This window comes from Anderseniella sp. Alg231-50, assembly GCF_900149695.1.
Classification (GTDB): domain Bacteria; phylum Pseudomonadota; class Alphaproteobacteria; order Rhizobiales; family Aestuariivirgaceae; genus Anderseniella.
The window spans coordinates 383134-403586 of sequence record NZ_LT703004.1 but is presented as its reverse complement, the minus strand read 5'-3'; the positions used below and the strand labels follow the sequence as shown (position 1 = coordinate 403586).

The 20453-nt window shown below is 56.2% G+C and carries 25 protein-coding genes; 11 read left to right on the top strand and 14 right to left on the bottom strand.

Annotated features, from left to right (window positions below; translation table 11 throughout):
- Window positions 1-32: 32 nt before the first annotated feature.
- Both DHN55_RS14515 and DHN55_RS14510 read right to left on the bottom strand, forming a co-directional pair.
- On the bottom strand, window positions 33-272 hold the full coding sequence (locus DHN55_RS14515; protein WP_337660332.1) for a DUF1289 domain-containing protein: 240 nt from the start codon (window positions 270-272) through the stop codon (window positions 33-35).
- Window positions 273-384: 112 nt separating this feature from the next.
- The gene (locus DHN55_RS14510) at window positions 385-879 is read right to left on the bottom strand and encodes a hypothetical protein (RefSeq protein ID WP_108882193.1); all 495 of its coding nucleotides are present in this window, start codon (window positions 877-879) and stop codon (window positions 385-387) included.
- Window positions 880-1223: 344 nt separating this feature from the next.
- Here DHN55_RS14510 and DHN55_RS14505 point away from each other — a divergent pair, with 344 nt between their 5' ends.
- A complete protein-coding gene (locus DHN55_RS14505; RefSeq protein ID WP_337660331.1) occupies window positions 1224-2174 on the top strand; it encodes a nicotinate-nucleotide--dimethylbenzimidazole phosphoribosyltransferase in 951 nt (316 codons plus the stop codon).
- Window positions 2175-2199: 25 nt separating this feature from the next.
- On the opposite strand, the gene DHN55_RS14500 is transcribed toward DHN55_RS14505, so the two are convergent.
- Window positions 2200-3696: a sensor histidine kinase gene (locus DHN55_RS14500; RefSeq protein ID WP_337660330.1), complete on the bottom strand. Its 1497-nt coding sequence runs from the start codon at window positions 3694-3696 to the stop codon at window positions 2200-2202.
- A gap of 157 nt (window positions 3697-3853) precedes the next feature.
- Between DHN55_RS14500 and DHN55_RS14495 the strand changes: the two genes are divergently transcribed.
- The 3 genes from DHN55_RS14495 to DHN55_RS14485 are packed head-to-tail and all read left to right on the top strand — an operon-like array spanning window position 3854 to window position 6149.
- Window positions 3854-4465 carry a glutathione binding-like protein gene (locus DHN55_RS14495; RefSeq protein WP_108882190.1) on the top strand — a complete coding sequence of 204 codons (612 nt, stop codon included), beginning with the start codon at window positions 3854-3856 and terminating at the stop codon, window positions 4463-4465.
- Window positions 4465-5085 (top strand): uracil-DNA glycosylase family protein, encoded by a 621-nt coding sequence (locus tag DHN55_RS14490; protein ID WP_108882189.1) that lies wholly within the window; start codon window positions 4465-4467, stop codon window positions 5083-5085. The genes DHN55_RS14495 and DHN55_RS14490 overlap by 1 nt, the downstream gene beginning before the upstream one ends.
- Window positions 5086-5135: 50 nt before the next feature.
- The gene (locus tag DHN55_RS14485) at window positions 5136-6149 is read left to right on the top strand and encodes an alpha/beta fold hydrolase (protein WP_108882188.1); all 1014 of its coding nucleotides are present in this window, start codon (window positions 5136-5138) and stop codon (window positions 6147-6149) included.
- On the opposite strand, the gene DHN55_RS14480 is transcribed toward DHN55_RS14485, so the two are convergent.
- Both DHN55_RS14480 and DHN55_RS14470 read right to left on the bottom strand, forming a co-directional pair.
- Window positions 6146-6616, bottom strand: coding sequence for a type II toxin-antitoxin system HicB family antitoxin (locus DHN55_RS14480; RefSeq protein ID WP_108882187.1), 471 nt, complete (start codon window positions 6614-6616; stop codon window positions 6146-6148). The two genes, DHN55_RS14485 and DHN55_RS14480, sit on opposite strands and share 4 nt — an antisense overlap.
- Window positions 6617-7027: 411 nt before the next feature.
- On the bottom strand, window positions 7028-7861 hold the full coding sequence (locus DHN55_RS14470) for a LysR substrate-binding domain-containing protein (RefSeq protein ID WP_108882185.1): 834 nt from the start codon (window positions 7859-7861) through the stop codon (window positions 7028-7030).
- A 126-nt stretch (window positions 7862-7987) separates the two neighbouring features.
- On the opposite strand from DHN55_RS14470, the gene DHN55_RS14465 reads away from it, so the two are divergent.
- From DHN55_RS14465 to DHN55_RS14455, 3 genes are all read left to right on the top strand, one after another.
- Window positions 7988-8581 (top strand): isochorismatase family protein, encoded by a 594-nt coding sequence (locus DHN55_RS14465; RefSeq protein WP_108882529.1) that lies wholly within the window; start codon window positions 7988-7990, stop codon window positions 8579-8581.
- 135 nt (window positions 8582-8716) lie between these two features.
- Complete coding sequence (locus DHN55_RS14460; RefSeq protein ID WP_337660329.1) at window positions 8717-9310, top strand: SagB/ThcOx family dehydrogenase; 594 nt, start codon at window positions 8717-8719, stop codon at window positions 9308-9310.
- Window positions 9311-9383: 73 nt separating this feature from the next.
- Complete coding sequence (locus DHN55_RS14455) at window positions 9384-10007, top strand: DUF6151 family protein (protein ID WP_108882183.1); 624 nt, start codon at window positions 9384-9386, stop codon at window positions 10005-10007.
- 15 nt (window positions 10008-10022) lie between these two features.
- Here DHN55_RS14455 and DHN55_RS14450 read toward each other — a convergent pair whose 3' ends face one another.
- Together DHN55_RS14450 and DHN55_RS14445 are read right to left on the bottom strand one after the other, a co-directional pair.
- The gene (locus DHN55_RS14450) at window positions 10023-10268 is read right to left on the bottom strand and encodes a hypothetical protein (protein ID WP_108882182.1); all 246 of its coding nucleotides are present in this window, start codon (window positions 10266-10268) and stop codon (window positions 10023-10025) included.
- A 193-nt stretch (window positions 10269-10461) separates the two neighbouring features.
- Complete coding sequence (locus DHN55_RS14445) at window positions 10462-11322, bottom strand: sterol desaturase family protein (protein WP_108882181.1); 861 nt, start codon at window positions 11320-11322, stop codon at window positions 10462-10464.
- A gap of 144 nt (window positions 11323-11466) precedes the next feature.
- On the opposite strand from DHN55_RS14445, the gene DHN55_RS14440 reads away from it, so the two are divergent.
- Window positions 11467-12066, top strand: a complete 600-nt coding sequence (locus DHN55_RS14440; protein WP_108882180.1) for a TetR family transcriptional regulator — start codon at window positions 11467-11469, stop codon at window positions 12064-12066.
- 181 nt (window positions 12067-12247) lie between these two features.
- The gene (locus DHN55_RS22380) at window positions 12248-12406 is read left to right on the top strand and encodes a hypothetical protein (protein WP_337660328.1); all 159 of its coding nucleotides are present in this window, start codon (window positions 12248-12250) and stop codon (window positions 12404-12406) included.
- A 174-nt stretch (window positions 12407-12580) separates the two neighbouring features.
- On the opposite strand, the gene DHN55_RS14435 is transcribed toward DHN55_RS22380, so the two are convergent.
- From DHN55_RS14435 to DHN55_RS14415, 5 genes are all read right to left on the bottom strand, one after another.
- On the bottom strand, window positions 12581-13111 hold the full coding sequence (locus tag DHN55_RS14435) for a peptidylprolyl isomerase (RefSeq protein WP_108882179.1): 531 nt from the start codon (window positions 13109-13111) through the stop codon (window positions 12581-12583).
- A gap of 28 nt (window positions 13112-13139) precedes the next feature.
- Entirely contained in the window at window positions 13140-13490 is a 351-nt protein-coding gene (locus tag DHN55_RS14430; RefSeq protein ID WP_108882528.1) for a hypothetical protein, read from the bottom strand.
- Between the two features lie 211 nt (window positions 13491-13701).
- Window positions 13702-15657: an adenylyl-sulfate reductase subunit alpha gene (aprA, locus tag DHN55_RS14425; protein WP_108882178.1), complete on the bottom strand. Its 1956-nt coding sequence runs from the start codon at window positions 15655-15657 to the stop codon at window positions 13702-13704.
- Window positions 15657-16136 (bottom strand): adenylyl-sulfate reductase subunit beta, encoded by a 480-nt coding sequence (gene aprB / locus DHN55_RS14420; protein ID WP_108882177.1) that lies wholly within the window; start codon window positions 16134-16136, stop codon window positions 15657-15659. Before aprB ends, aprA begins: the two co-directional genes overlap by 1 nt.
- A 40-nt stretch (window positions 16137-16176) precedes the next feature.
- Complete coding sequence (locus tag DHN55_RS14415; protein WP_108882176.1) at window positions 16177-17022, bottom strand: adenylyl-sulfate reductase; 846 nt, start codon at window positions 17020-17022, stop codon at window positions 16177-16179.
- 300 nt (window positions 17023-17322) lie between these two features.
- On the opposite strand from DHN55_RS14415, the gene DHN55_RS14410 reads away from it, so the two are divergent.
- A complete protein-coding gene (locus tag DHN55_RS14410) occupies window positions 17323-17688 on the top strand; it encodes a nucleotide pyrophosphohydrolase (RefSeq protein ID WP_337660327.1) in 366 nt (121 codons plus the stop codon).
- 39 nt (window positions 17689-17727) lie between these two features.
- Here DHN55_RS14410 and sat read toward each other — a convergent pair whose 3' ends face one another.
- Together sat and DHN55_RS14400 are read right to left on the bottom strand one after the other, a co-directional pair.
- Window positions 17728-18918, bottom strand: a complete 1191-nt coding sequence (sat, locus tag DHN55_RS14405; protein WP_108882175.1) for a sulfate adenylyltransferase — start codon at window positions 18916-18918, stop codon at window positions 17728-17730.
- A 28-nt stretch (window positions 18919-18946) separates the two neighbouring features.
- The gene (locus DHN55_RS14400; protein ID WP_108882174.1) at window positions 18947-19570 is read right to left on the bottom strand and encodes a phosphoadenosine phosphosulfate reductase domain-containing protein; all 624 of its coding nucleotides are present in this window, start codon (window positions 19568-19570) and stop codon (window positions 18947-18949) included.
- 156 nt (window positions 19571-19726) lie between these two features.
- On the opposite strand from DHN55_RS14400, the gene DHN55_RS14395 reads away from it, so the two are divergent.
- Window positions 19727-20437 (top strand): metallophosphoesterase, encoded by a 711-nt coding sequence (locus DHN55_RS14395; protein WP_108882173.1) that lies wholly within the window; start codon window positions 19727-19729, stop codon window positions 20435-20437.
- Window positions 20438-20453: the final 16 nt, after the last annotated feature.

Below are 20453 nucleotides of genomic sequence, written 5' to 3'. Positions count from 1 at the left end.
GGTTTCCTTTTGATTGAGGGACAGGCAGGCGTTTAACCGGTTTTCGCCAGCCGGTTGCGGCGCCCGCCCTTGCGGCGTTTGTTGCGGGTAAGGTTTGCCAGCCTGTCATCCAGTTGCGCGGTGACTGTTTCGCGTTGTGCCGGAGACAGGGATATCCAGCTGGCAATTTCATCGCGGGTCCGGCCGCAGCCCATGCAGAAACCGCTGTCGGGCTCCATCACGCACAGCTTGACGCACGGTGACTGGATTTCAGGGATTGTGCGATCGCTCATTTGGATGCCTGGAGTCCATGAATGACAGATGGGCTTTATGCCCTGCCGCGTAGCACGCACAGTATCTGGTGTGCAACATCTCTCATGGAAAGCCGCGCGAATTTCGAAATTGTTACTGTTCGGGATTCGGTTCTGGCGGCGGGACCGGCTCATGGGTGTCCACGTTTGCAGGCAACGTCGGCTGACTGCGTTCGTTAGCCCGAATCCGGTGTTCAAGATCACTGAACGGAACCCATTCGCCCTCATGGATGGTCTTCTTCAGCACGAAGTCCACTTTGGGCTCCTCGGCTTCAGCTTTCTCAGGAACAACAACCGCAGGTTCCACCGTCCGGACCGCGTCGTCTTGCAGGTTCAGGTTGTCAAGGTTGATAACCAACACAACGACGGCGAGGGCAGCAGAAGACCACAATGAGGCCAGACGCGCGGTTGAATAGCTTGGTGCCAGCATGGCCAGCGCGGCACCAAATCCGGCACACCCGATCAGAAACATGAACTCCATTGCAGGTGTCGCCGCGATGCTGCCGGGCACCAGTTGGTATCCGGATTTGCCCACGGCAGCCACAATGATCATTGCACAGCTAAAAATGAAGCCGATCCACGCGTGCATGATAAGTCCTCTCTCAATGAAATGGTTGAGTTGAGACTACCCCCGAATGGCAAACGCGCCGTGAAGGAACACGGTTAACAAACCTGCAAATTATCGTCCTTCGGGAGGTTTGTTGTGTCGAACAGCCCTGCTGGCTTGTTTGCCGCTAATGTCAGCAGCCCGACCGGCCGGAAACCCGGTCGGACCTGGTTGGGAACTGCGGCGATCATGGTGCAGGGACAGAGAACGGTGTGCGGCACGGCACGTGCTGAGTAAAGCTGTTCGACTATGGAAAACAATGCTAAGCGAACCTCCAACTCTCATTCACTCCTCCTGCCGCCTGGAATTGAACTGCAATGTCGAGAATGAACCAGAACTCCGGCCTGTTACCGTTTGATGATATTCGAGCACTTGTTGATGAACTGCCCGGCTTTGATGCCAAGGCGGCAAATGTATTTGCCGCCCATGCTCGCAGGCCGGCTGACAGAATTGTCGAAATCGGCACGTGGATGGCTGGTTGGCAAGCTGTGGGCAGACCGGTTGTCCGGCGACCGGTAATTGCCCTGTTCGCAGCCTCTCACGCACTGGCTGCAGACCTGGATGACGGACTGCAGATCAGTGAGGTCATGGAACTGGTTGAACAGGCCCAGGCCCGCTCAGGGCCGGTCGCGAAAATTTGCGGGCGGGCAGAGCTTGGCCTGAAGGTCTTTGAATTGGCGCTCGAATTGCCGGTAGAAGATTTCTCTGTTGCTGCAGCAATGGCGGAGACCGACTGTGCCGCAACCATCGCCTACGGCATGGAAGCGACAACGGATGGTTGCGACCTGCTGGCGGTATGCGGCGTTGCCGCCGGAGGACAGGCCTCGACCGCTGCCATGTCCGCGGCACTGCTGGGTGAAGACGACCGTCACCCAGAACAGCGAAGCCCGGTTGAAACGGAAGTCATCAGCAAAGCCATTGCCGCCCACAAATCCCACTTGCAGTCGCCGCTGGAGCTCCTGCGCCGGCTGGGTGGGCGGGAAGCTGCGGCCATTGCCGGGGCCATCGTGGCAGCGCGCCTGCAAAGGGTACCGGTTATCCTGGACGGATCGCAGGCAGTGTGTGTGGCATTGTTGCTGGAAAGACTGCGTCAGGGCATCTCGGATCACTGCATGGTGTCATGCAGTGACTTGCACCCGGACAGCACGCGGTTGTGCAAGGCCCTTGGGCGACCGGTTCTGTTATCGGGCAGCTATGGTGATCAGGACGGCACGTCGGGCGCGCTGGCAGCGAGCGTCGTGATGGACGTGGTCTCGATGTTTGATGAGGCGGGCTGAACTGAAACTCTTTGGTCGAGCAACACTAGCAGGACGTCAGTTCGATCAACCTGCGCTGGGTCTGCGGCATGGATTGGTTGGCGTCGGCCAGGGTGGCACGCACGGTGCCCAATACCTTGTGCGATGGAAATTCGATGCTGACGATCAGTCCGGTTGGGTGATTTGACTTCAGCGCCAGCCTGGCTTCGTGGAGTTCGGCCAGGCCATTGACGATGGACAAACCCAGACCGGCACCATCGATGGCCTTTGTCCGGGCATAGGCACCGCGCACAAACGCCGTTCGCATCACGTCAAGCTCGTCAGCGTGCAGACCCGGACCGTTGTCCGAGACGCTCAAGATGACAGAGCCATTTGTCTTTTGCCGTACGCCGATGCAGATATGGCTCTCGTCCGGGGCGAATTTTACGGCGTTCGACAACAGGTTCAGCCATATCTGGCGCATTGCCCTGTTGTCGCCGAGCAGACGCACCGGCTGGTCTGGAAAATCAAACTCCACCTCTTGTGCTTTATGCGATGTCTGTATGGACAGCAGTTCAGCGCTTTCCTTTGCCAGAGCACAAGGGTCGACCGGTTCGATGTCCAGGTCGCTGCGGTTGGCTTCAATGCGCGACAGATCCAGAATGTCGTTGATCAGCTTGAGCAGATAATCGCCGGAATAATGGATGTCGTCTGAATATGATTTATAGACGGGTACCGCGTGCGGGCCCATCATTTCCTTGCTGAGGATTTCGGAAAACCCGAGTATGGCGTTGAGCGGGGTACGCAGTTCATGGCTCATGGTTGCCAAAAACCGTGACTTCGCAAGGTTGGCTTCTTCGGCTTTGGTGCGCGCGGTTTCAGCTTCGCAAAGCGCCCCGTCAAGTTGACCGATAAGGGCCTCACGTTCTGCCTTGAACACCAGCATTTCCTGAGCCGTACCCTGCAAGCGGCGGACAAGCTGCACAAAGAAAATTTCGGCAAGGACAACGATTGACGCCAGCGTGTTGTAGACAAGGCCGGTTTCCAGAAGGCATCGGGTCATCGTCGCCAGGGCGATTATGCCGGTGCCGGCCAGAATAATCGGCATGTAGTTGCCCGCCGTCAGCACCCTGGCGGCAATGGCAGCCAGTGTAATGGACACCAGGTAGATGTGTTGTGATTGGTTGCCGATTTCCCAGTAGGCAAACAGCGGGATCACCCAGCACACGGCAATCAGCGTCTCGGAGGCGCATAGCATGCCAATCCACTCTCTGGACTGGCTGTTGTCCCTGCGCGCCTGTTCATACAGGTGGCACAAATAGTACTGTATCGCCTGGGCCGTCAGATAACTGCCAAACCAGCTTGTCGCGGCCACCCAGTTGGTCCAGGAATAGACAGCTGCCATCATGAATATCGACAGGATGGGCATTGCCAGCGAGACCCGGATCTGGTTCCGGACAAACAATGTCAGAAGATCAGGTTCCCATACACCACCAGCGGCTGCATCTGCCGTAGCCGGCGCGACAGCTGGTTGTTCCGGTTGAGTTTCGGCGTTTGTTGTCAAACCCGCTTTTTCCCCTGATTTACCACAGTTTTGGCTAATCGAACTGCTGATCATGAATGAAATTGCTTAAGAACGGCCTTGCAGCAATGGTTAGCAAACCGCAAAGATGGCAGTTCTAAATGGAGCGGCAATGATCGCGAGAAGGGAACGTTCGGGTATGATATTGATAGAAGACAATCGAGCCCCAAATCCGCGCCGGGTGCGGGTTTTCCTGGCAGAAAAAGGCATTGAGATTGAGCGTCGGCACCTCGACATCATGGTCGAGGAGCACAAAACACCTGACATGGTGAAGCGCAATCCGTTTATGCGTATCCCGGTTCTGGAGCTGGACGACGGCACCTGCATCGCCGAGGCAATGGCGATCTGCAGGTACTTCGAGGCCCTGAACCCCGAGCCTGCGCTGTTCGGTAACACCCCGCTGGAAATCGGCATGATCGATATGTGGCAGCGTCGAATTGAACTGCAGCTGATGCACCCTATCGCTTTTGCATTTCGTCACTCCCATCCCAGGATGGCGCACCTTGAGGTTCCGCAGATCAAGGAATGGAGCGAGGTCAATGTCGGGCGCATCGAGGCCATGCTTGACTTCCTGAACGGTGAACTTGCATCCCGGCCATTCATTGCAGGTGACAGTTTTTCGGTGGCTGACATTGATGCCTTGTGTGCGGTTGACTTCATGCGCGTTGCCCGTGTTGCCCTGAAAGACGAGCACACTCATTTGAAGCGCTGGCATGATCAGGTTTCTGCCCGCCCAAGCGCGGCCGCGTAATGACTGAAAACCTCAACGCCCTGGCCGCGCGGGTCCGGCAATGCCGGGTGTGTCGCGATACGCCAAGGGCCGGCAAGCCGCCATTGCCGCATGAACCCCGCCCGGTGCTGCAGGTGTCATCCAAGGCACGGATCATGATTGCAGGCCAGGCGCCGGGCACCCGGGTGCATGCATCAGGCAAACCGTTCACCGATCCGTCCGGAGACCGGCTGCGGGACTGGATGGGCATGGATGAAGATATTTTCTATGATCCGGACAAGCTGGCAATCGTGCCCATGGGGTTTTGCTTTCCTGGTCTGGATGCCAAGGGTGGCGACCTGCCGCCGCGCACCGAATGCCCACCGCTCTGGCGTGACGGCCTGATGCAGGCGATGCCGCAGGTAACGCTGGTTCTGGCGATCGGTATGTACGCGCAGAAATGGCACATGGGTAACCAGCAGAAATCCACATTGACCGAAACAGTGAGAAACTGGCGGCAATATCATGAAATGACCCCTGTATCGGTCATCCCTATGCCACACCCGTCATGGAGAAATACCGGCTGGTTGAAGAAAAACCCGTGGTTTGAGGCAGAACTCCTGCCGGTATTGAAAGCGGATGTTAAGGCGCTTGTGTCTTAAGTCAGGGAGAAGTTTCCGCTTGACCCGGGCATCGCAACACAGGAGGTGGCATGCAGCTCAGTCGTTCAGCAATCATCGCCGTGTGCCTCGTCCTGTGCGCGCTTGTCAGTGCCTGCGCCAAGCCTGAACTGCTCGATACCGGTCCGGCCATCGCGGCGGCCAGTCTGAACGACACCGGCTACACCACCACCGATGGTGAGAAACTGCAGGTTTCCAACTGGAAGGCAGCAAGCCCGCGCGCCGTAATAGTGGCTGTGCACGGTTTCAACGAATACGCAGGCAGTTTCCAATTGCCGGGTCCATGGTTTTCCAGGCGCGGTATCTCTGTCTATGCCTATGATCAGCGCGGCTTTGGGCGCGCTGATGCCGAGCGCCTCGGCAAGTGGGCCGGTGGTGATGTCATGGCCAGGGATCTGAGCGGATTTGTCGAACTGGTACGCCGGCTGCACCCGCGGGTACCCATCTATGTAGTCGGCACCTCAATGGGCGGTGCTGTAACCATGAAGGCATCCGTCGACCATGGCCTGAAGGCAGATGGTCTTGTTCTGGTCGCGCCGGCAATCTGGGGCTGGCGCTCCATGAACCCGATCTTGAAATCGGCATTGTGGGTCACGGCTCACACTGTGCCCGACAAGACCGCCTCCGGTTCACAACTGGAGATCTGGCCGAGCGACAATATTGAGTGGTTGAAGGCCTACTCAAAGGACAAGTACAACATCAGGCAGGGTCGCTTTGATACACTTTATGGTCTGGTCACGCTGATGGACGAGGCGGCAGCCGCTGCGCCGAAAATAACCGCGCCAGTCCTGTACCTGTATGGTCTGAAAGATCAGGTGGTGCCTGAAGTTCCCAGCCGCAAGGTGATGGCATCATTGACCACACGCAACAGGCAGCTGATCTACGAAAACGGCTATCACATGCTCTTGCATGATTTGCAGCGAGAGATCGTGTACCGCGACATCCTCAGCTGGATCGGTGCTGACAAGGTCGCGACACCTGTGGCAGCACTGCGTTCGCGAGTGAGTGAAACCGGCAGGCAAAGCAAAACAAGTTCGACGGACTAGGCGGCCCTGTGGTTGCCACCGGCGTCAGGCACCCTGATGGAGAACGACAGCGGCACGCCGATGGCCATGAAGGCAGCCTCCATCTGCTCTAGGTGTGATTTATGATCAAGCCGGAACAGGCGGTCCACCTGTTCGCGGTGCCAGGTCAGCCGTCTGCCCAGCTCAGCCCGCGAAACCTTCTGGTGACGGCACAGTTTGTACAAGGCGATCTTCAGATAAGTCAGCCCCGGCACATGTACATATCGTCCCTGCCCATGTGTGCTGCTCACGGGGGTGGGGATATCTTCGCCGTCGGCCATTCTGGCCGCCATGGCTTCTTCGATGGCACCGAGCCCGTTCTGGCAGGCGCTGGCCTGATTGGTGCCAAACGTAGTCACCTCCGGAAACGCCGGTGCGGTGACCAGCCAGTTCATGCTGCCGTCTGCGGCCATGTCCGGTTCAACTATAACTTCGTAGAAACGTGACATTACCTGATCCTCAGGTCCGTCAGGATTTTGTGACCCAGCGCATTGCCGAGTTCCGCGCTGCCGCTGTGGCCGGGAAAGGTTGATTTGAACTGTCCGCGCCGGACTGTCTGGTGCCCACTGCCGCCATTATGATTTTCAAACTTGCATCCATGCTTCTTGAGCAGGCGTTTCAGTTCGGCAGCTCTCATCTCGGTACGCTCTCGACACAACTTAACACAACTGTAGAATTCCACAGAAGTGTTACACCGAAAAAGCGCAGCGTCAATTGGGTGTTACGTCAATTTTTGACGTAAGGGCCAGAAAAATTTATCCGGCCTCTGACGGCATTGCCGCGCGCTTGCCCGAGCAGGCCAGAAAGGGTGGAAAATGCCGTGAAGGTCGTGCGCACCATGGCTCTCTGCAACCAGCTTTTCAGCCGGAGAACTGTCTTACAATCCAGTCGACGACCAGACGGGTCGCAGGATCGTCCTTCAAATGCGGCTGGATCAGCAGGAAAGCCTCGCGGCGGGTGTTCAATGGTGTTGCCGTCAGCCGCTTGTCCCGCAGCAAGTCGGCTGACAGATGCTGCGGCAGCACGCCGACGCCGGCATGACTGCTGATGATTGACCTGATCAGCCGGACATTGCTCGTTTTCAGACGCCGTCCTTTCGTGAAACCCTTGGCGCTCAGCTCCTTCATTTCAGGCGTTTCACCAAGCTCTTCGGGATAGGCGCATACCAGGACTTCGGCGTCTGTGCTGACGGCTTTCGGTTGAAACAGGTGAAGCCTGAGGTCGGCAAGCTTGCGCATTGAAAATGCACCTTTGTCCGGCTTGCCGAGTCGTATGGCCAGGTCCGCTTCCCAATGTGAAAAGTTCAGGTTCTGGTCGGATGTGTCCAGCTCAAGCGATAGCCCGGGATTGGCGAGCAGAAACTGTCCCAGTCCGGGTGCAAGGATCTGTTCTGCGATGGATGCCGTCGAAGTGAGCCGGATATTGCCGACTGGCCCGGCCGAATGACTGCCGACCATGCTGATCTGGTCGGCGGCTCTGGCCATCTCTTCTATGTGGGCAAGCGCGACTTCACATTGCGGCGTCGGTTTTCGTACACCGTCAATCGCGTCGAACAGGGTTACGCCGAGCGCTTTCTGAATGCGTCCCAGGCGACGCGCAACCGTGGTCTCGTCCATTCGCAGTTCTGCACCGGCCTTCGCATAGGTGCCCTTGTTGCGAACCGCCGTTATTATTTTCAGGTCGTCCCAGTTCATGGCCGGTCATAACACAGTGCTTTGCCTCCTGCAAAAATGCAGCCCGGGGTTGGGTTATTCCTGCATGTGTACCGGCTCTACTTGGTCTAAGACGGGACGGTTACTCAATTCCGAATGGAGGCCTTCATGTCCGAGCCCAAGACACTTCTTCAACTGGCTGGTGCCGATCTTGCACCTCCGAAACTCGACGATGCCTGCCTTGTCGTCATCGACATGCAGAACGAATATCTTGCCGGACCTGTCGCACTTCCCGACGCCAGGGCTGCGATCGCACACGCACAATCCCTGCTTTCCAGGGCGCGTAAATCCGGAAGCCCCGTCTTTCACATTGCCCACAAGGGCCGGGCGGGAAGTCTGTTCGATCGTGATGGGGAGCGCGGCCGGATCGTTGATGAACTGGCGCCTCTCGGCGATGAGGTCGTGATAGAAAAAGCCCTGCCCAATGCTTTTGCCGGCACCGAACTGGCAAGCCTGATTGTCGAAACCGGGCGCAAGGAGGTGATTGTCGTAGGCTTCATGACCCATATGTGTGTCAGTTCAACGGCCCGTGCGGCGCTTGATCTTGGTTTCCGGGTCACGATCGATGCCAAGGCCTGCGCGACACGCGATCTGCCCGACGGGCGGGGAGGGCGCATTGATGCTGCAATCCTCAACGACGTCGCGCTGGTCGAGTTGTCGGACCGGTTTGCAGTTATCGCACGTGACCATGACTGGGCCTGAAGCAGGCTGATATTGAGCTTTCAGTGACGTAGCAGTTCATCGGATCGGTAGTGACCGGTTGAAGCCAATGCTTAAGTCATCTACTGATTTCAAGCTGTCGGCCACAACAGCTTGAGCAATCAGGGAGCGGGCATTTTGCAGAACACGACTTTGGCGCAAGCCTTGGTAAAGCGCCGCACGCAGCGCGAATTCTCACCGGGAGCAGTGTCAACGGAAATCGTGCAACGACTGCTGTGGGCCGCATATGGCGTTTCGGAACAAGACGGCAGGCGAACCACGCCGTCTGCCCACGCGTTGCACCCCTTGCGTATTTATGCTTGTGCAGGCCGGATTGAAGGCATGGAACCGGGTGTTTATGCGGTGTCTCCGGACGCACAGGACATGAGACCACACATCGGGCGCGATGTTCGTTCCGACCTGGAGGCGGCCGCGCTCGAAGACCAACCCTGGATTGGCAATTCGGCAGGCATCATCACCATCTGTGCGGATATGGTTGCGGCTACGTCGGCCTTCGCCGACCAGCCGCCTTATGGCACGCGCGGGCTTCGCTATGTTCATATCGAGGCAGGCGCCGCTGCCCAGAACATTTACCTGCAGGCCGCCGCCGAAGGTATCGCCTGTGTTCTCGTTGCAGGCTTTCAGGATGAAGCAACCGCTGGTGTGTTGAAACTTGCAGCACCCGTTGCTCCCGTTCTCCACGTCTGCTTCGGCTGGCCTGAAACCGGTTGAGTGGCGCTTCTACCGGAGCTTGCAGTATGCTTGCTGCAACTTGTCAAAGATGCCATCGAGGAGTTCCTGATCCATGACTGTTGATCTTGCAATTGCGTGTACCTGCGGCGGATTGAGGGGCAAGCTGCGGGCTATATCGCCGGGCGCGGGAGCCCGCTATGTCTGCCACTGCAAAGACTGCCAGGCCTTTATTCACTTCCTCAAGCGGCAGTCGGATGTGCTGGATGAAAACGCCGGTACCGAGGTGTTTCAGACCCGCCCATCGCGGTTGACAATCACTGATGGCGGCGATCAGCTGAAGTGCATCAGGATGACCGACAAGCCGACATTGCGATGGTTTGCCGGATGCTGCAACAGCCCGCTGTTCAATACGACGCCATCCGGCAGGTATCCGTTCCTCAGCGTGATCTGCCATTGCACTGATCCGGACCTGCGTGATGGTGCCATGGGGCCGGTTCTTGGCCATTTGTCTGTCACCGAAGCGACTGGCGACATGACCGGCAAGACTGAAGCAGGTGGAACACGCATGCTGCTTTCCGTCGTCTACCGAATGGTGCGCGAGCGGTTGAGCGGCAGGCATAAAGACACGCCTTTGTTCGACCCGGTCACGGGGGCACCCGTAGTGGTGCCGGACAGTCTCGATCCTGCCGACCGGGAGACGGTGGACGCCGCGGTCGCCCGCGCAACCGGGCAATAGGGTCGCATGGCCCGGTCAGCGTCCGGATGTCTGATCCAGATGTTTGCCCAGTTGCTCTATTACAGATTGAATTTCCCCGGCTTCTATCAACTGGGCCAGGGTCATGCCTGACCCGGACGCATCCATTCTGGCAAGGAATCTCGCGCCGTTTTTTGCCGAGGCAAGCTGGTCCAGCAATTGTCCCAGTGTCTGCCAGGGGCCGGGTCCTATTTCCAGCGTCCCCATCTGGTGGTCTTTGGTGTGTGTCTGTTGTTCAATCATGTGACTTGATACTTCCTTCTCCGGCCTCAACCCGGTGCCTGTTCCTGATCGAGGTCAGTAAACCCATAGTTGTCCGATGGTTTCATTGAGCCTGATCAAGGCGGCGGTAGTCGGGCGCGGGCAGGGGGCTTGTGTGTCATTTTTCCAGCGCCGGTTCACGATCGTTTTGGCAGGTGCCGTAACGCTGCCGCCGTTACTCCTTGTTGTCTGGTTTCCAGCCCGGTCCTTTGAAAAGGTATCCGAATACACTTGCCAGGCTGTCGGCGGTTCTGAGGTCCCGTGCTATCTGAATGTATTCATGGAAATTGACCTTGACCGGGTTGGTGGTGCCGATCTGCCTTGTGAGACCATAGACGACCTGTTCTTCTTCGGCCTGGTAGGTGCCGAACATCCGGTCCCAGATGATCAGGATGCCGCCATAGTTCTTGTCGAGATACTTGCCGTTTGAACCATGGTGAACCCGGTGCACGGACGGCGTGTTCAGGACTTTGTCCAGCCATCCAAGTTTCCCGACTTTCTCAGTATGGATCCAGGTCTGGTAGGCAACCACCACCGACAGGGCGATGATGGTCTGGACCAGGTCAAATCCGAGCAGGATCATCGGGATGAAGAACACCCACTCAATCAGGCTTTCGACCCACGCCAGCCGCAGCGCGGTTGTCAGGTTATATTCCGGCGAAGAGTGGTGCACGCTGTGATGCGCCCACAGAATGCGGATTTCATGCTCCCACCGGTGCATCCAGTAGTAGGTGAAATCCGCCACCACCAGCGCCAGTCCCCAGCTCCACCAGGTGATCGGCATTTCCAGGCGGGCGAACGGACCGACGAGGAACAGCCCGACCACGAATACAAGCCCGTAGGCGGTGCGTTCCAGAAGCGCATTCCCCAGCAGGATGGCGAAATTGGCAGATGTTTCGCCAAGCTTCCTGCGTTTGCCGGTGAAAAAATCCCACACCGTTTCTGAGACGATGAGCAGCAGGAAGATCAGGCCGATGATCTCCAGCACCTGAAACGTGCCGGAAAAGGCCTGGAACCGGGAGTCTAGGAGGTCCATGAATGTGGTCTTTCATATAGTGTGGTTGGCGGAAGTCGCGGATAACAAGCAGCAGGTCAGGGTGCGAAATATATTGAACGAACGATCGTTCATTGATATATGAAGCATGACACCTGATTGCAAGACCTTGTCTGGAAGGATTGAATGAAACCGAAGACGACACGAACTGAAACGGCACAGGCGAGGCGGCACCTGATCGTCGAAACCGCTGCTGCCTGCTTTGTAGAGCAGGGCTTTCACCAGACCAGTATCAGGGATATCGCAAAACGAGCCGGCGTCAGCCTGGGCAATCTCTATAACCATTTCCGGAGCAAGGCTGAACTGATCGCGGAAATTGCGGAACTGGAAGCGCAGGATATTCACGCGATTGAAGGGCAGGTGTCGCGAATTTCCGACCCGTCAAAAGCCTTCGACAAGTTTGTCGCTCTTTACATCGGGTACTGCTGCGTCCCGGAAAACATTCTGCTGTCTGCTGAAATCAGTTCGGAAGGCTTGCGCAATCCGCAGGTCGGCGTCGGGTTCATGCAAAATCGCTCAAAACTCAACGCCATGATTGCAGCGCTGATCACTGAATTGCCCGGGCGACCAGACGAGGGGGCAGCGGTCAGCCCGGCAGCCTGTGCAGACTTTGTCATGGATCTCATCGAGGGTTTGGCCATGCGCAGCGCATTCGAAAACCGGCAGCCAGGCAGAAAAGAAATTGCTGGTCTCAGGGCAGGCATTCAAAAGATCGTGCTGAACTAGACCACGATCACCGCAAGCCCGTCGCAGTCGATCTCGCCATTGGGAACTGTAGAAAATTCTTTGCAACCATGGATCAAACGTATATGATTTCGCTTAGAAAATTGGGACAGTTGTTTCATGCAGATTGCGCTTGCGGACAATCATCGTATGGAACATTGGTTTTAGCAAGCAAGGTGGACTCATGAGCGAAAAGAAACCCGTAACCAAGGTCCCGGAAGGCCAGGCACGCTTTTTCAAAACGCGTCAGATGGAGCCCAATGAAAAAGGCTATGTCGGGTATGAAACCGTTTGGGAGCCGTTTCAAAAAGAAGTCGCCTACGAAACCCCCAAACGCCCTTAGGCAAAGTAAAAGCCTTTGCGGGCTTACAGTGAAAATTTGATACAGCCCGCTTTGGGCTGAGGCCCCGGATTACTGCTCCCTGTCAGGTGAAGCAGAAGTTTTCTGACGATTTTCTGATGAGAAAAGACTGAAGCTGGCTGCCGTTGCAGGCGGGTTGCCCGGCACGGCTGACTGTCAGTTGATGCTGTGTGCTTTAACGCCTTGTGACATCAATGCTTCGTCCAGACCGACATCATCACTGGCCTTGCCACCACCTTCGATTTCCTCGTCGGAGGCGTCGCGAACCGTCAGTATCTCAAGTGTAAAGATAACCTGCCGGCCGCACATCGGGTTGTTCCCGTCAATGGTCAGGGTCTTGTCGTCCATGCGCGTGACGATGAAATTCTTGGCCTCGCCCTTGTCATTTTCCATGGTGATGGTCGTGCCGATCTCATGGTATTCTTCGGGCACGTTTGTGAGCAGGTCAGTGAACACAAGCGCCTCGTCCCTGGGGCCGAAAATGCTGTTGCAGTCGATCGGCACGTCGATGATGTCACCGACTGTCTTGCCTTCCAGCTCGTCGAGCACCTGAGGGGCAAGTATGTCATTGTGGCCATGAACATAGGCGATCGGGAAGTCAACCGTACTCAACACCTGGCCCGACTTTGCGTCTGTCACTTTGTAGCTGAGCTCGACCAGCTTGTCGTCTTCGATTAGATCACTCATATCACTTACCTGCTGCAGGCCAGGGTCCTTAGAAAATTGAAGCCCCGAACACTCTGACTTCTTCGTCATGATATCCGAGAACCAGCCGGCCCAGCCATTCACCTTCCCGCTTTGTACTGCGTTGCCGGTACAACACGGTCACATGCTCGCCTCTGCGAATTATGCCAAGCGGATCGAAGTCTTCCGACAGATTCCGGGTCAGTTCACTGGTGGCAAATTGCCTGCCCACCTCGACTTCATCAAGGCCCAACATCAGCGACGGCGAAAAGTGCTTTATGAATTCTGAGTAGTTGCCGTCATTTGAATTCTTGATCAGATCGCGCCACATCGAATTTGCCAGCGCCATGATCTCTTCATCGCTGTTGTCCACGATGTTCATCGTTGAACCCTTCTGTTGTACTGGATCAGTATGGTTTTGATTGAAACAATCAAGAACCATAAAACTGATCGCTTCCAAAGCGCCAGAGCAACTTTATGGGTTCACTTGAACCCATGTTGCTCTGGAACATAAAAGAAACCCGCCCCGGAAAACCGTTGCCATTGCTGGTACGGCTTGTTTTCCGGCGCGGATTTTGATCGTCAGTCAGAGTCTACTTGGCAGCCCTTGCTCGTGTCTTCTTGGCAGCCTTTGCCGGAGCTTTTTTGGCGGCCTTTGCAGGAGCCTTCTTGGCGGCCTTTTCTTCGGCCTCATCCACCAGGTGATAGCAGGGTGCTTTCTCCATGGTGTACTCGCCTGTTTCCGGGTCACGGCGCGAGACAGTCAGAACGTGCCAGTTCTTGTCGTCCAGTTTCATCGCATCACCTCGATAATAGTAACCGGGCCAACGGGTCTCCTTACGGAAAAGCGTATGCTGCGTGACACACTCGGCTGTGCGGTGGCGGTGTTTCAACTCCCACGCACGCAGCAGTTCATGAATGTCCTTCGCTCCCAGGCTTTCCAGGTCTTCTTCCATGATCTTCAGTTTTTTCAAACCGATGTGAAGAAGTTTCTCGTTGGTCATGTAGCTGACAGTCACGCCGCCGCAATATTCATCCATCAGCTTCTGCAGCCGATCGAGGCCCTGCTTCGGATTGATGTAGCTTGGGCTGACCGTACCGGCGACAATCTCGTTGCGATAGATATTGTAGTGATCGATCGGTTTGAAAATCTCGGTTTTTCTGTCTTCGACCTGCTTGTCGTTGACGACGATGCCTTCGGCCTTGCCGTCATCGATGTATTTGCAGGCTGCCTTGGCCGCCAGACGCCCTTCGGTAAACGAACCGGAAGAAAACGCGTGCGGGGTTCCACCGACAGCATCGCCGGCACCGAACAGGCCTTCAATCGTCATCATGCGATTGTAGCCCCAGAAGTACTCCGGCGGTGACACATCTTCGGGGCCACTGGCCCAGCCGCCGGCGCCGGTTGCATGCGATCCCATGACATAAGGTTCGGATGTCGTGAGTTCCGGATTCTCGTTCTTCGGATCAACGTCTGTAGCCGCCCAAAGCACCGCCTGGCCGACGGTCATGCCAAGGAAGTTTTCCCAGCCCACTTCTTCCAGATGAGGGTCCTGGAAAGCCTTCATGGTCACCATGTGAATCGGCCCGCGACCGGCATTCACTTCGCTGATGATTGCGTGGTTGCGCAGACAGGTCGGGATCGGCCGGTGTGTCCTGTGCGACAGTTCAGGGTCCAGGTACTCCTTGCCGACCATTTTTTGAAGGGCCGGGAACCACTTGGATTCGTATTCTTCTCCCAACCCGTTTTGAGTATAGGTTTTCAGGTGCAGGAAGTATGCACCCACCGGGCCGTAGCCGTCTTTGAACCGGGCCAGGACGATGCGGTTTTCCATCTGGGTCATCTTGGCACCGGCGTTGATCATCAACCCGTAAGCTGACCCGGACGACCATGGTGCATACCAGACGCGGCCGGCGCCTTCACCAACAGAGCGCGGCTTGAAGATATTGGACGCCCCGCCGGCGGCCACAACAACCGTTTTGGATTTGAAGACATGGTAGTTGCCGGTACGCACATTGAAGCCGACCGCGCCGGCAATACGGTTGTCCTTTGCATCGTCTTTCAGAAGGTGGGTCACGCAAATCCGGTTGAACACCTGGTCAGCAGACTTCTTGGCCGCTTCAGCCACGATGGGTTTGTAGGACTCACCGTGAATCATGATCTGCCAGCGCCCTTCACGAAGATACGTCCCGGTTTTCGGGTTTCTCATGATGGGCAGGCCCCAGTCCTCGAACTGATGCACAGTCGAGTCAACGTGGCGGGCCATATCGAACAGAAGGTCTTCGCGCACCAGGCCCATCAGATCGATGCGGGCGTAGCGCACGTGATCTTCCGGGTTATTTTCGCCCCAGCGGGTGCCCATGTAACAGTTGATCGCATAAAGGCCCTGCGCAACGGCGCCGGAACGGTCAATGTTGGCTTTTTCAGCGATGACAATCTTTTTGTCCTGGCCCCAGAAGCGTGCTTCCCAGGCAGCACCACTGCCGCCAAGCCCGCCGCCAACGACCAACACATCGATATCGTCTTCAATTATGGTTTTGCGAGACATCAATAGTACACTCCCAGCTTCATTTTGAGTTTGTTCGATTCCAGGGTGTGTATGTCATCATCATCCATACGGATGTATTTGGGCTCACTGTATAGGTGCTGACTTTCCCGCATTTCCTCGCTGGGAGCAGGGGCTTCCTTCAACTCGGGATAACCTGTCCCCCAGGGTTTGGTGGTGATTGGTGAAAGGAAGTTCTTTTCGGTTCCGTCGCGGAATTTGACCTTCCAGGCGATGGTGCCTTTTTCTTCTTCACGGCGCACCCGCACGCTGTGACCCAACGGCGCAAAGTCGGCATAGCCGCGCACATCAATGGCGTTCTGGGGGCATGCCTTGACGCAGGAATAACACTCCCAGCACATGTCTGGTTCGATATTGTAGGCGCGGCGATAGGTCGGATCGATATGCATGATGTCTGACGGGCAGATATCAACGCAATGTCCGCAACCGTCACAGCTTGTCATGTAAACAAATGTAGGCATTCTGGTTTCCTCAAAATTTCATGTGAATTGGGTGGTTCACTTAGTAGTGGTGCGGTTGCTCGCGCTTAATTCCAAGCCCCATATCAAGAGGCGCGTCCTTTAGCAGTTCCATGGAATGTCTGTCGCTGTCTTCCGAATTGGTTCTGTCCGCCGGACTGGGCAGGTTGGCCATTGAACCATTGGCAACAGAAAGCTTTTTCTGAAAGGCCGCTGCCGGCTTGAAGAACATGTGTGAAAATTTCGACCATGGAATTCCGGCAAAAAGAACAGTTGATGCAATGAGGTAAAGCCCCAGGAAGAAGGTCGCCCCGGCCCCGCCTCCGCCTGACTGAAGAAAAGCCCAGATCAGGCCGAGGGTGCAGCTTGCCAAAAGCGAAAGTATGAACAGGTCAGCGCGAACAACCCGGAATGGAGAGTTTCCTTCGGATGCCACATCGACCCTGATAAAGAACCAGAACCAGTAACCACCGACGCACACCATGAGCGCACCGATGCACCACAGTGCCGGCCAGATTGCCGGCGTACCGGATGTTGCGGTTGGATACGAAAACACCATGACGATTGTAGCAATCAGGTAGATTACAAAGCCATACATACCAAGCAGATGGGCAACCCGGCGTTTCGGATTGCAGAACTCAGAAGATGTCAGAACCTCCGAAGCGGTGGTCTGGACAGCCAGGGAGACTTTCTCTCCGCCGCTGACTTCTCTTTTTGCGTTTTCTTCGGATTTTTTCCCGGCCCGGAAAAAATACTTCGCACTCTGCTTGTGAATGACATCAAAGATAGTGCCTCCAACAACCAGCAATATCATGATTATAACGTAGGTCTGCATGACAGACGGCGGAATGGACGCCGAAAGCTCTGCGAAAGGGTTGCTGCTGAACATTAATTAGTTTCCTCTCCTGGCCCGCTGCTTAACCGTTCAAGCTAACGGTAAACTGGCTGTTTCGACTACCAGCCAAAAACACAATTCCAATGTGACGAGTCGCCGAATTCCCTGCCTAACAAGACATCAGAAGCTGGGTACTGTCAAAGTTCTTCGTTGGTACCAGTGAACCTTGCAATGCCTGTCACCGGTGTTTCTTGCATCAGGCGGCAGGTGAACTCTTGAATCTGCATCGACAGGCGGTATAGGCGTATGCGCTGCCGCGCTGTGCCGAATAGACATGAGGAACGTTTTATCACCATGACCCAGGATAGATTGTCACTCGACGAACTCACCTGTCGCTTGCTCCGGTTTCGCGATGAGCGTGACTGGCGTCAATTCCATTCGCTTAAAGACCTGATCCTGTCTCTCAATCTGGAGGCAAGCGAATTGCTTGAACTGGCCCAGTGGAAAAAGGAGGCCGTGTTCGAGGCGGAGGCGGCTGATGGTGTGATGCGGCAGCGGCTGCAGGAAGAGTGTGCTGATGTGCTGTTGTATCTCCTGCTGATTGCCGAACGTGCCGGGATTGACTTGCAGCTTGCTGCGGCTGAAAAGATCGCCGCCAACGACCTGAAATACCCGGTTGAAAAGTCGCGCGGCAGTGCAACCAAATACACCGAGCTCTGACACCTTCCTGATGAGTTCACCTGAACCCGTATTCCACTGCTAGGGTGAGCTGTAGTGGTCCATCAGAATTTGCGCGACTTCCGGCCTGGAGAACTCGCCGGGAGGCGCCTCGCCGGCGGACAGCATTTCGCGCACCCTGGTGCCTGACAACAGAACGAAATCGTCCTTGGTGTGATCAGGTGCCTCGCTCATCATCACAACCTTGTTGAGTTTCTTTGAGTAGGCCGTGTGGTCGGCGCGGAATATCTCGATCTGCAATGCATCTGAGGGGATTTCGTCGAAAATGGTCTGGGCATCGAAAGCGCCGTAATAGTCGCCGACCCCGGCATGGTCGCGGCCGACGATCAGGTGCGTTGCTCCCATGTTCTGCCGGAAAATTGCGTGCAGCAGCGCTTCGCGCGGGCCTGCATACAGCATGTCAAATCCATAACCTGACACGATCGCACTGTTGGCCGGGAAGTACAGCTCAACCATTTTGCGAATGGCGGCATCGCGCACGTCGGCGGGAATATCGCCTGGCTTCAGCTTGCCGAGCAGCATGTGGATCACCAGGCCGTCGGCTTCAAGCCTGTCCATGGCCATGCGGCACAGCTCCTCGTGAGCGCGATGCATCGGGTTGCGGGTCTGGAACGCAACAACCTTTTTCCAGCCGTTGGCCGCAATCTGGTTGCGGATTTCAACAGCGGTCTGGAAAGTGTCGGGAAAGTCGGTCGGGAAATAGCTGTAGTTGAGAACCTGGATCGGTCCGGAAACCAGAAACCTGCCCTGGGCAACAAACTCTGCAACGCCGGGATGATCGGGATCGGTCGTGCCATAGGTTTGCTGGATTATGCTCGCTATTTCCGCGTCGCTGAGCGCTTCGACAGCCGAGACATCCTGGACTGCAATAACCGGCTCGCCCGCAACATTGGGGTCGCGCAGCGCGATCCTGTCACTGGTGCTGATTTCGTCGATTGACCCGACCAGGTTCAACACCGGTGTCGGCCAGAACAGGCCGCTGGTGGTGTGCATGGTTTCCGCCACGCTCATGGCGTCCGCCTTGTTCATGAAACCGGTCAGCGGCGTAAAGTAACCGCCCGCCAGCATAACGGCGTTGGCCGCTGCTGCGGAACTGATCACCAGTGCAGGCAGATCACGGGCTTCTGTCTCCAGAGCACTGCGTGTTTCCAGATCGTCCACATAGAGCGGCTGCAAGGTGTCACCACCATGTGGAGGTATAAGGTCTGCCATGTAAGTATTCTCCCAGCCGCAATTCTTGTCAGAAATGATACGCGGTCATTGGTTCATCTGTGGGGGTGAAGGTAACCAGTTCCTTCTGGCGGCTGATCTTGGGATGGTAGGGCAGGTCGTGGTCTTTCATGAAGCGATCAATCACCGCGATCGTGCGCCGGCGCAGCAGATTCACGGTCACCATGTTGGCATAGCAATCGACCCGTTGCTCCGATGGCTCGTCAAATCGCTCGTGATAAACAGCTTTGATCCAGCACTTGTAAGGTGCCAGCGTGTCGTGGAGGTGAATCGTTTCCCAACTGCCTCCGGTATTCCCATGTGCCTCGTTCAGCAATTTTTCACTGCGCACGAAATCCCGTTTGCCGTCCATTGAATCACTCTGGGTCACCACCTTGACATTGCTCAGTCCGAAAAGCTTCACGAGCTGATCGCGATAAGTCTCGCTTTCCGGAAACACTGATCTGGGATGGCAGAAGACAACCGGTGTGGCAGGATCGATATCCGAAACCATTTTCAACACAACGACGCTTGGTGATTTCAGCGAGGCGGTTACCACTGCCTGGCCCGGAAACTTTTCCTTCAACAGATACCGGAGCATGTCAAATGCCGGCAGGCTGGTGGTCACGGCGCGAATTTCTTTCAAGGATTCCATGAGCGAAAGCTACACCCATCGGATTTTGCCACGCAAGGCCCATAAGCAAATTGAATCTGCACGCTTGATGTGATTATCTTGCCGCCGCGTCCGTGAGTGACCCGACGAGGTCAGCGTAGCGAACCCCGCCATTCTTGCCCTCCCGTTGGATTTAACATGTTGATTACCCAGATTTCAGACTGCCATATCGCCTGGCCGCAGCCAGACGGAACCGACCGGTTGCGCGATCTGGAGCGATGCGTTGATTTCGTCAACGGACTGGATCCGCAGCCGGACCTGGTGGTGCATACCGGTGATATCGCCCACGACGGTGCAAGAGTTGAGTACGAAAAAGCGGCGGAAAAACTAAAGGAACTGCGGGCGGAACTGTGCGTCATACCTGGCAACCGGGATGATCGCAGCAAGCTCCGGGAGGTATTCGCGGACCGGTTGCCGGCAAATTGTCATCCAGAGTTTGTCCAGTATCTGGTCAGCACAGATGAACTCTGCGTCCTTATGCTGGATACAATGAGTACCCAGAGCAACAAGGCGCGGTTGTGTCGGGCCCGTATGGATCACCTCAAGGGAATGCTGGAACAAGCCAATGGCCGGCCAGTTGTGATTTTCATGCATCATCCGCCCTTCGAGATTGCGGTGGCTCCGGTGCCGTTCCAGTTCGAGGATCGCGCCAACCTGGCGGAGTTCGCGGAGCTGCTGTCGCGCCACTCCGATGTGCGGCGCATATATTGTGGCCACAGTCACAGGGCCGCGGACGGTCAGATTGCCGGAATTGCCGCATCTACTATTTCATGCACGGCCAAAGACCTGCGTGTGGGACAACCGGGCCACCTCGAGGAATCCTGGCAGACGTACCGGCTTGCGTTCTGACAGGCCGGCCCATGGC

Bases quoted from the DNA above. Each gene is read 5' to 3' on its own strand.
- DHN55_RS14495 (WP_108882190.1), top strand. From the start codon at position 3,854: ATGATATTGATAGAAGACAATCGAGCCCCAAATCCGCGCCGGGTGCGG.
- DHN55_RS14395 (WP_108882173.1), top strand. From the start codon at position 19,727: ATGTTGATTACCCAGATTTCAGACTGCCATATCGCCTGGCCGCAGCCA.
- DHN55_RS14490 (WP_108882189.1), top strand. From the start codon at position 4,465: ATGACTGAAAACCTCAACGCCCTGGCCGCGCGGGTCCGGCAATGCCGG.
- DHN55_RS14415 (WP_108882176.1), bottom strand. From the start codon at position 17,022: ATGTTCAGCAGCAACCCTTTCGCAGAGCTTTCGGCGTCCATTCCGCCG.
- DHN55_RS14480 (WP_108882187.1), bottom strand. From the start codon at position 6,616: ATGTCACGTTTCTACGAAGTTATAGTTGAACCGGACATGGCCGCAGAC.
- DHN55_RS14485 (WP_108882188.1), top strand. From the start codon at position 5,136: ATGCAGCTCAGTCGTTCAGCAATCATCGCCGTGTGCCTCGTCCTGTGC.
- DHN55_RS14470 (WP_108882185.1), bottom strand. From the start codon at position 7,861: ATGAACTGGGACGACCTGAAAATAATAACGGCGGTTCGCAACAAGGGC.
- sat (WP_108882175.1), bottom strand. From the start codon at position 18,918: ATGGCAGACCTTATACCTCCACATGGTGGTGACACCTTGCAGCCGCTC.
- DHN55_RS14450 (WP_108882182.1), bottom strand. From the start codon at position 10,268: ATGATTGAACAACAGACACACACCAAAGACCACCAGATGGGGACGCTG.
- DHN55_RS14510 (WP_108882193.1), bottom strand. From the start codon at position 879: ATGCACGCGTGGATCGGCTTCATTTTTAGCTGTGCAATGATCATTGTG.
- DHN55_RS14410 (WP_337660327.1), top strand. From the start codon at position 17,323: ATGACCCAGGATAGATTGTCACTCGACGAACTCACCTGTCGCTTGCTC.
- DHN55_RS14505 (WP_337660331.1), top strand. From the start codon at position 1,224: ATGAACCAGAACTCCGGCCTGTTACCGTTTGATGATATTCGAGCACTT.
- DHN55_RS14465 (WP_108882529.1), top strand. From the start codon at position 7,988: ATGTCCGAGCCCAAGACACTTCTTCAACTGGCTGGTGCCGATCTTGCA.
- DHN55_RS14455 (WP_108882183.1), top strand. From the start codon at position 9,384: ATGACTGTTGATCTTGCAATTGCGTGTACCTGCGGCGGATTGAGGGGC.
- DHN55_RS14440 (WP_108882180.1), top strand. From the start codon at position 11,467: ATGAAACCGAAGACGACACGAACTGAAACGGCACAGGCGAGGCGGCAC.
- DHN55_RS14435 (WP_108882179.1), bottom strand. From the start codon at position 13,111: ATGAGTGATCTAATCGAAGACGACAAGCTGGTCGAGCTCAGCTACAAA.
- DHN55_RS14445 (WP_108882181.1), bottom strand. From the start codon at position 11,322: ATGGACCTCCTAGACTCCCGGTTCCAGGCCTTTTCCGGCACGTTTCAG.
- DHN55_RS22380 (WP_337660328.1), top strand. From the start codon at position 12,248: ATGAGCGAAAAGAAACCCGTAACCAAGGTCCCGGAAGGCCAGGCACGC.
- aprA (WP_108882178.1), bottom strand. From the start codon at position 15,657: ATGTCTCGCAAAACCATAATTGAAGACGATATCGATGTGTTGGTCGTT.
- DHN55_RS14515 (WP_337660332.1), bottom strand. From the start codon at position 272: ATGAGCGATCGCACAATCCCTGAAATCCAGTCACCGTGCGTCAAGCTG.
- aprB (WP_108882177.1), bottom strand. From the start codon at position 16,136: ATGCCTACATTTGTTTACATGACAAGCTGTGACGGTTGCGGACATTGC.
- DHN55_RS14430 (WP_108882528.1), bottom strand. From the start codon at position 13,490: ATGAACATCGTGGACAACAGCGATGAAGAGATCATGGCGCTGGCAAAT.
- DHN55_RS14400 (WP_108882174.1), bottom strand. From the start codon at position 19,570: ATGGAATCCTTGAAAGAAATTCGCGCCGTGACCACCAGCCTGCCGGCA.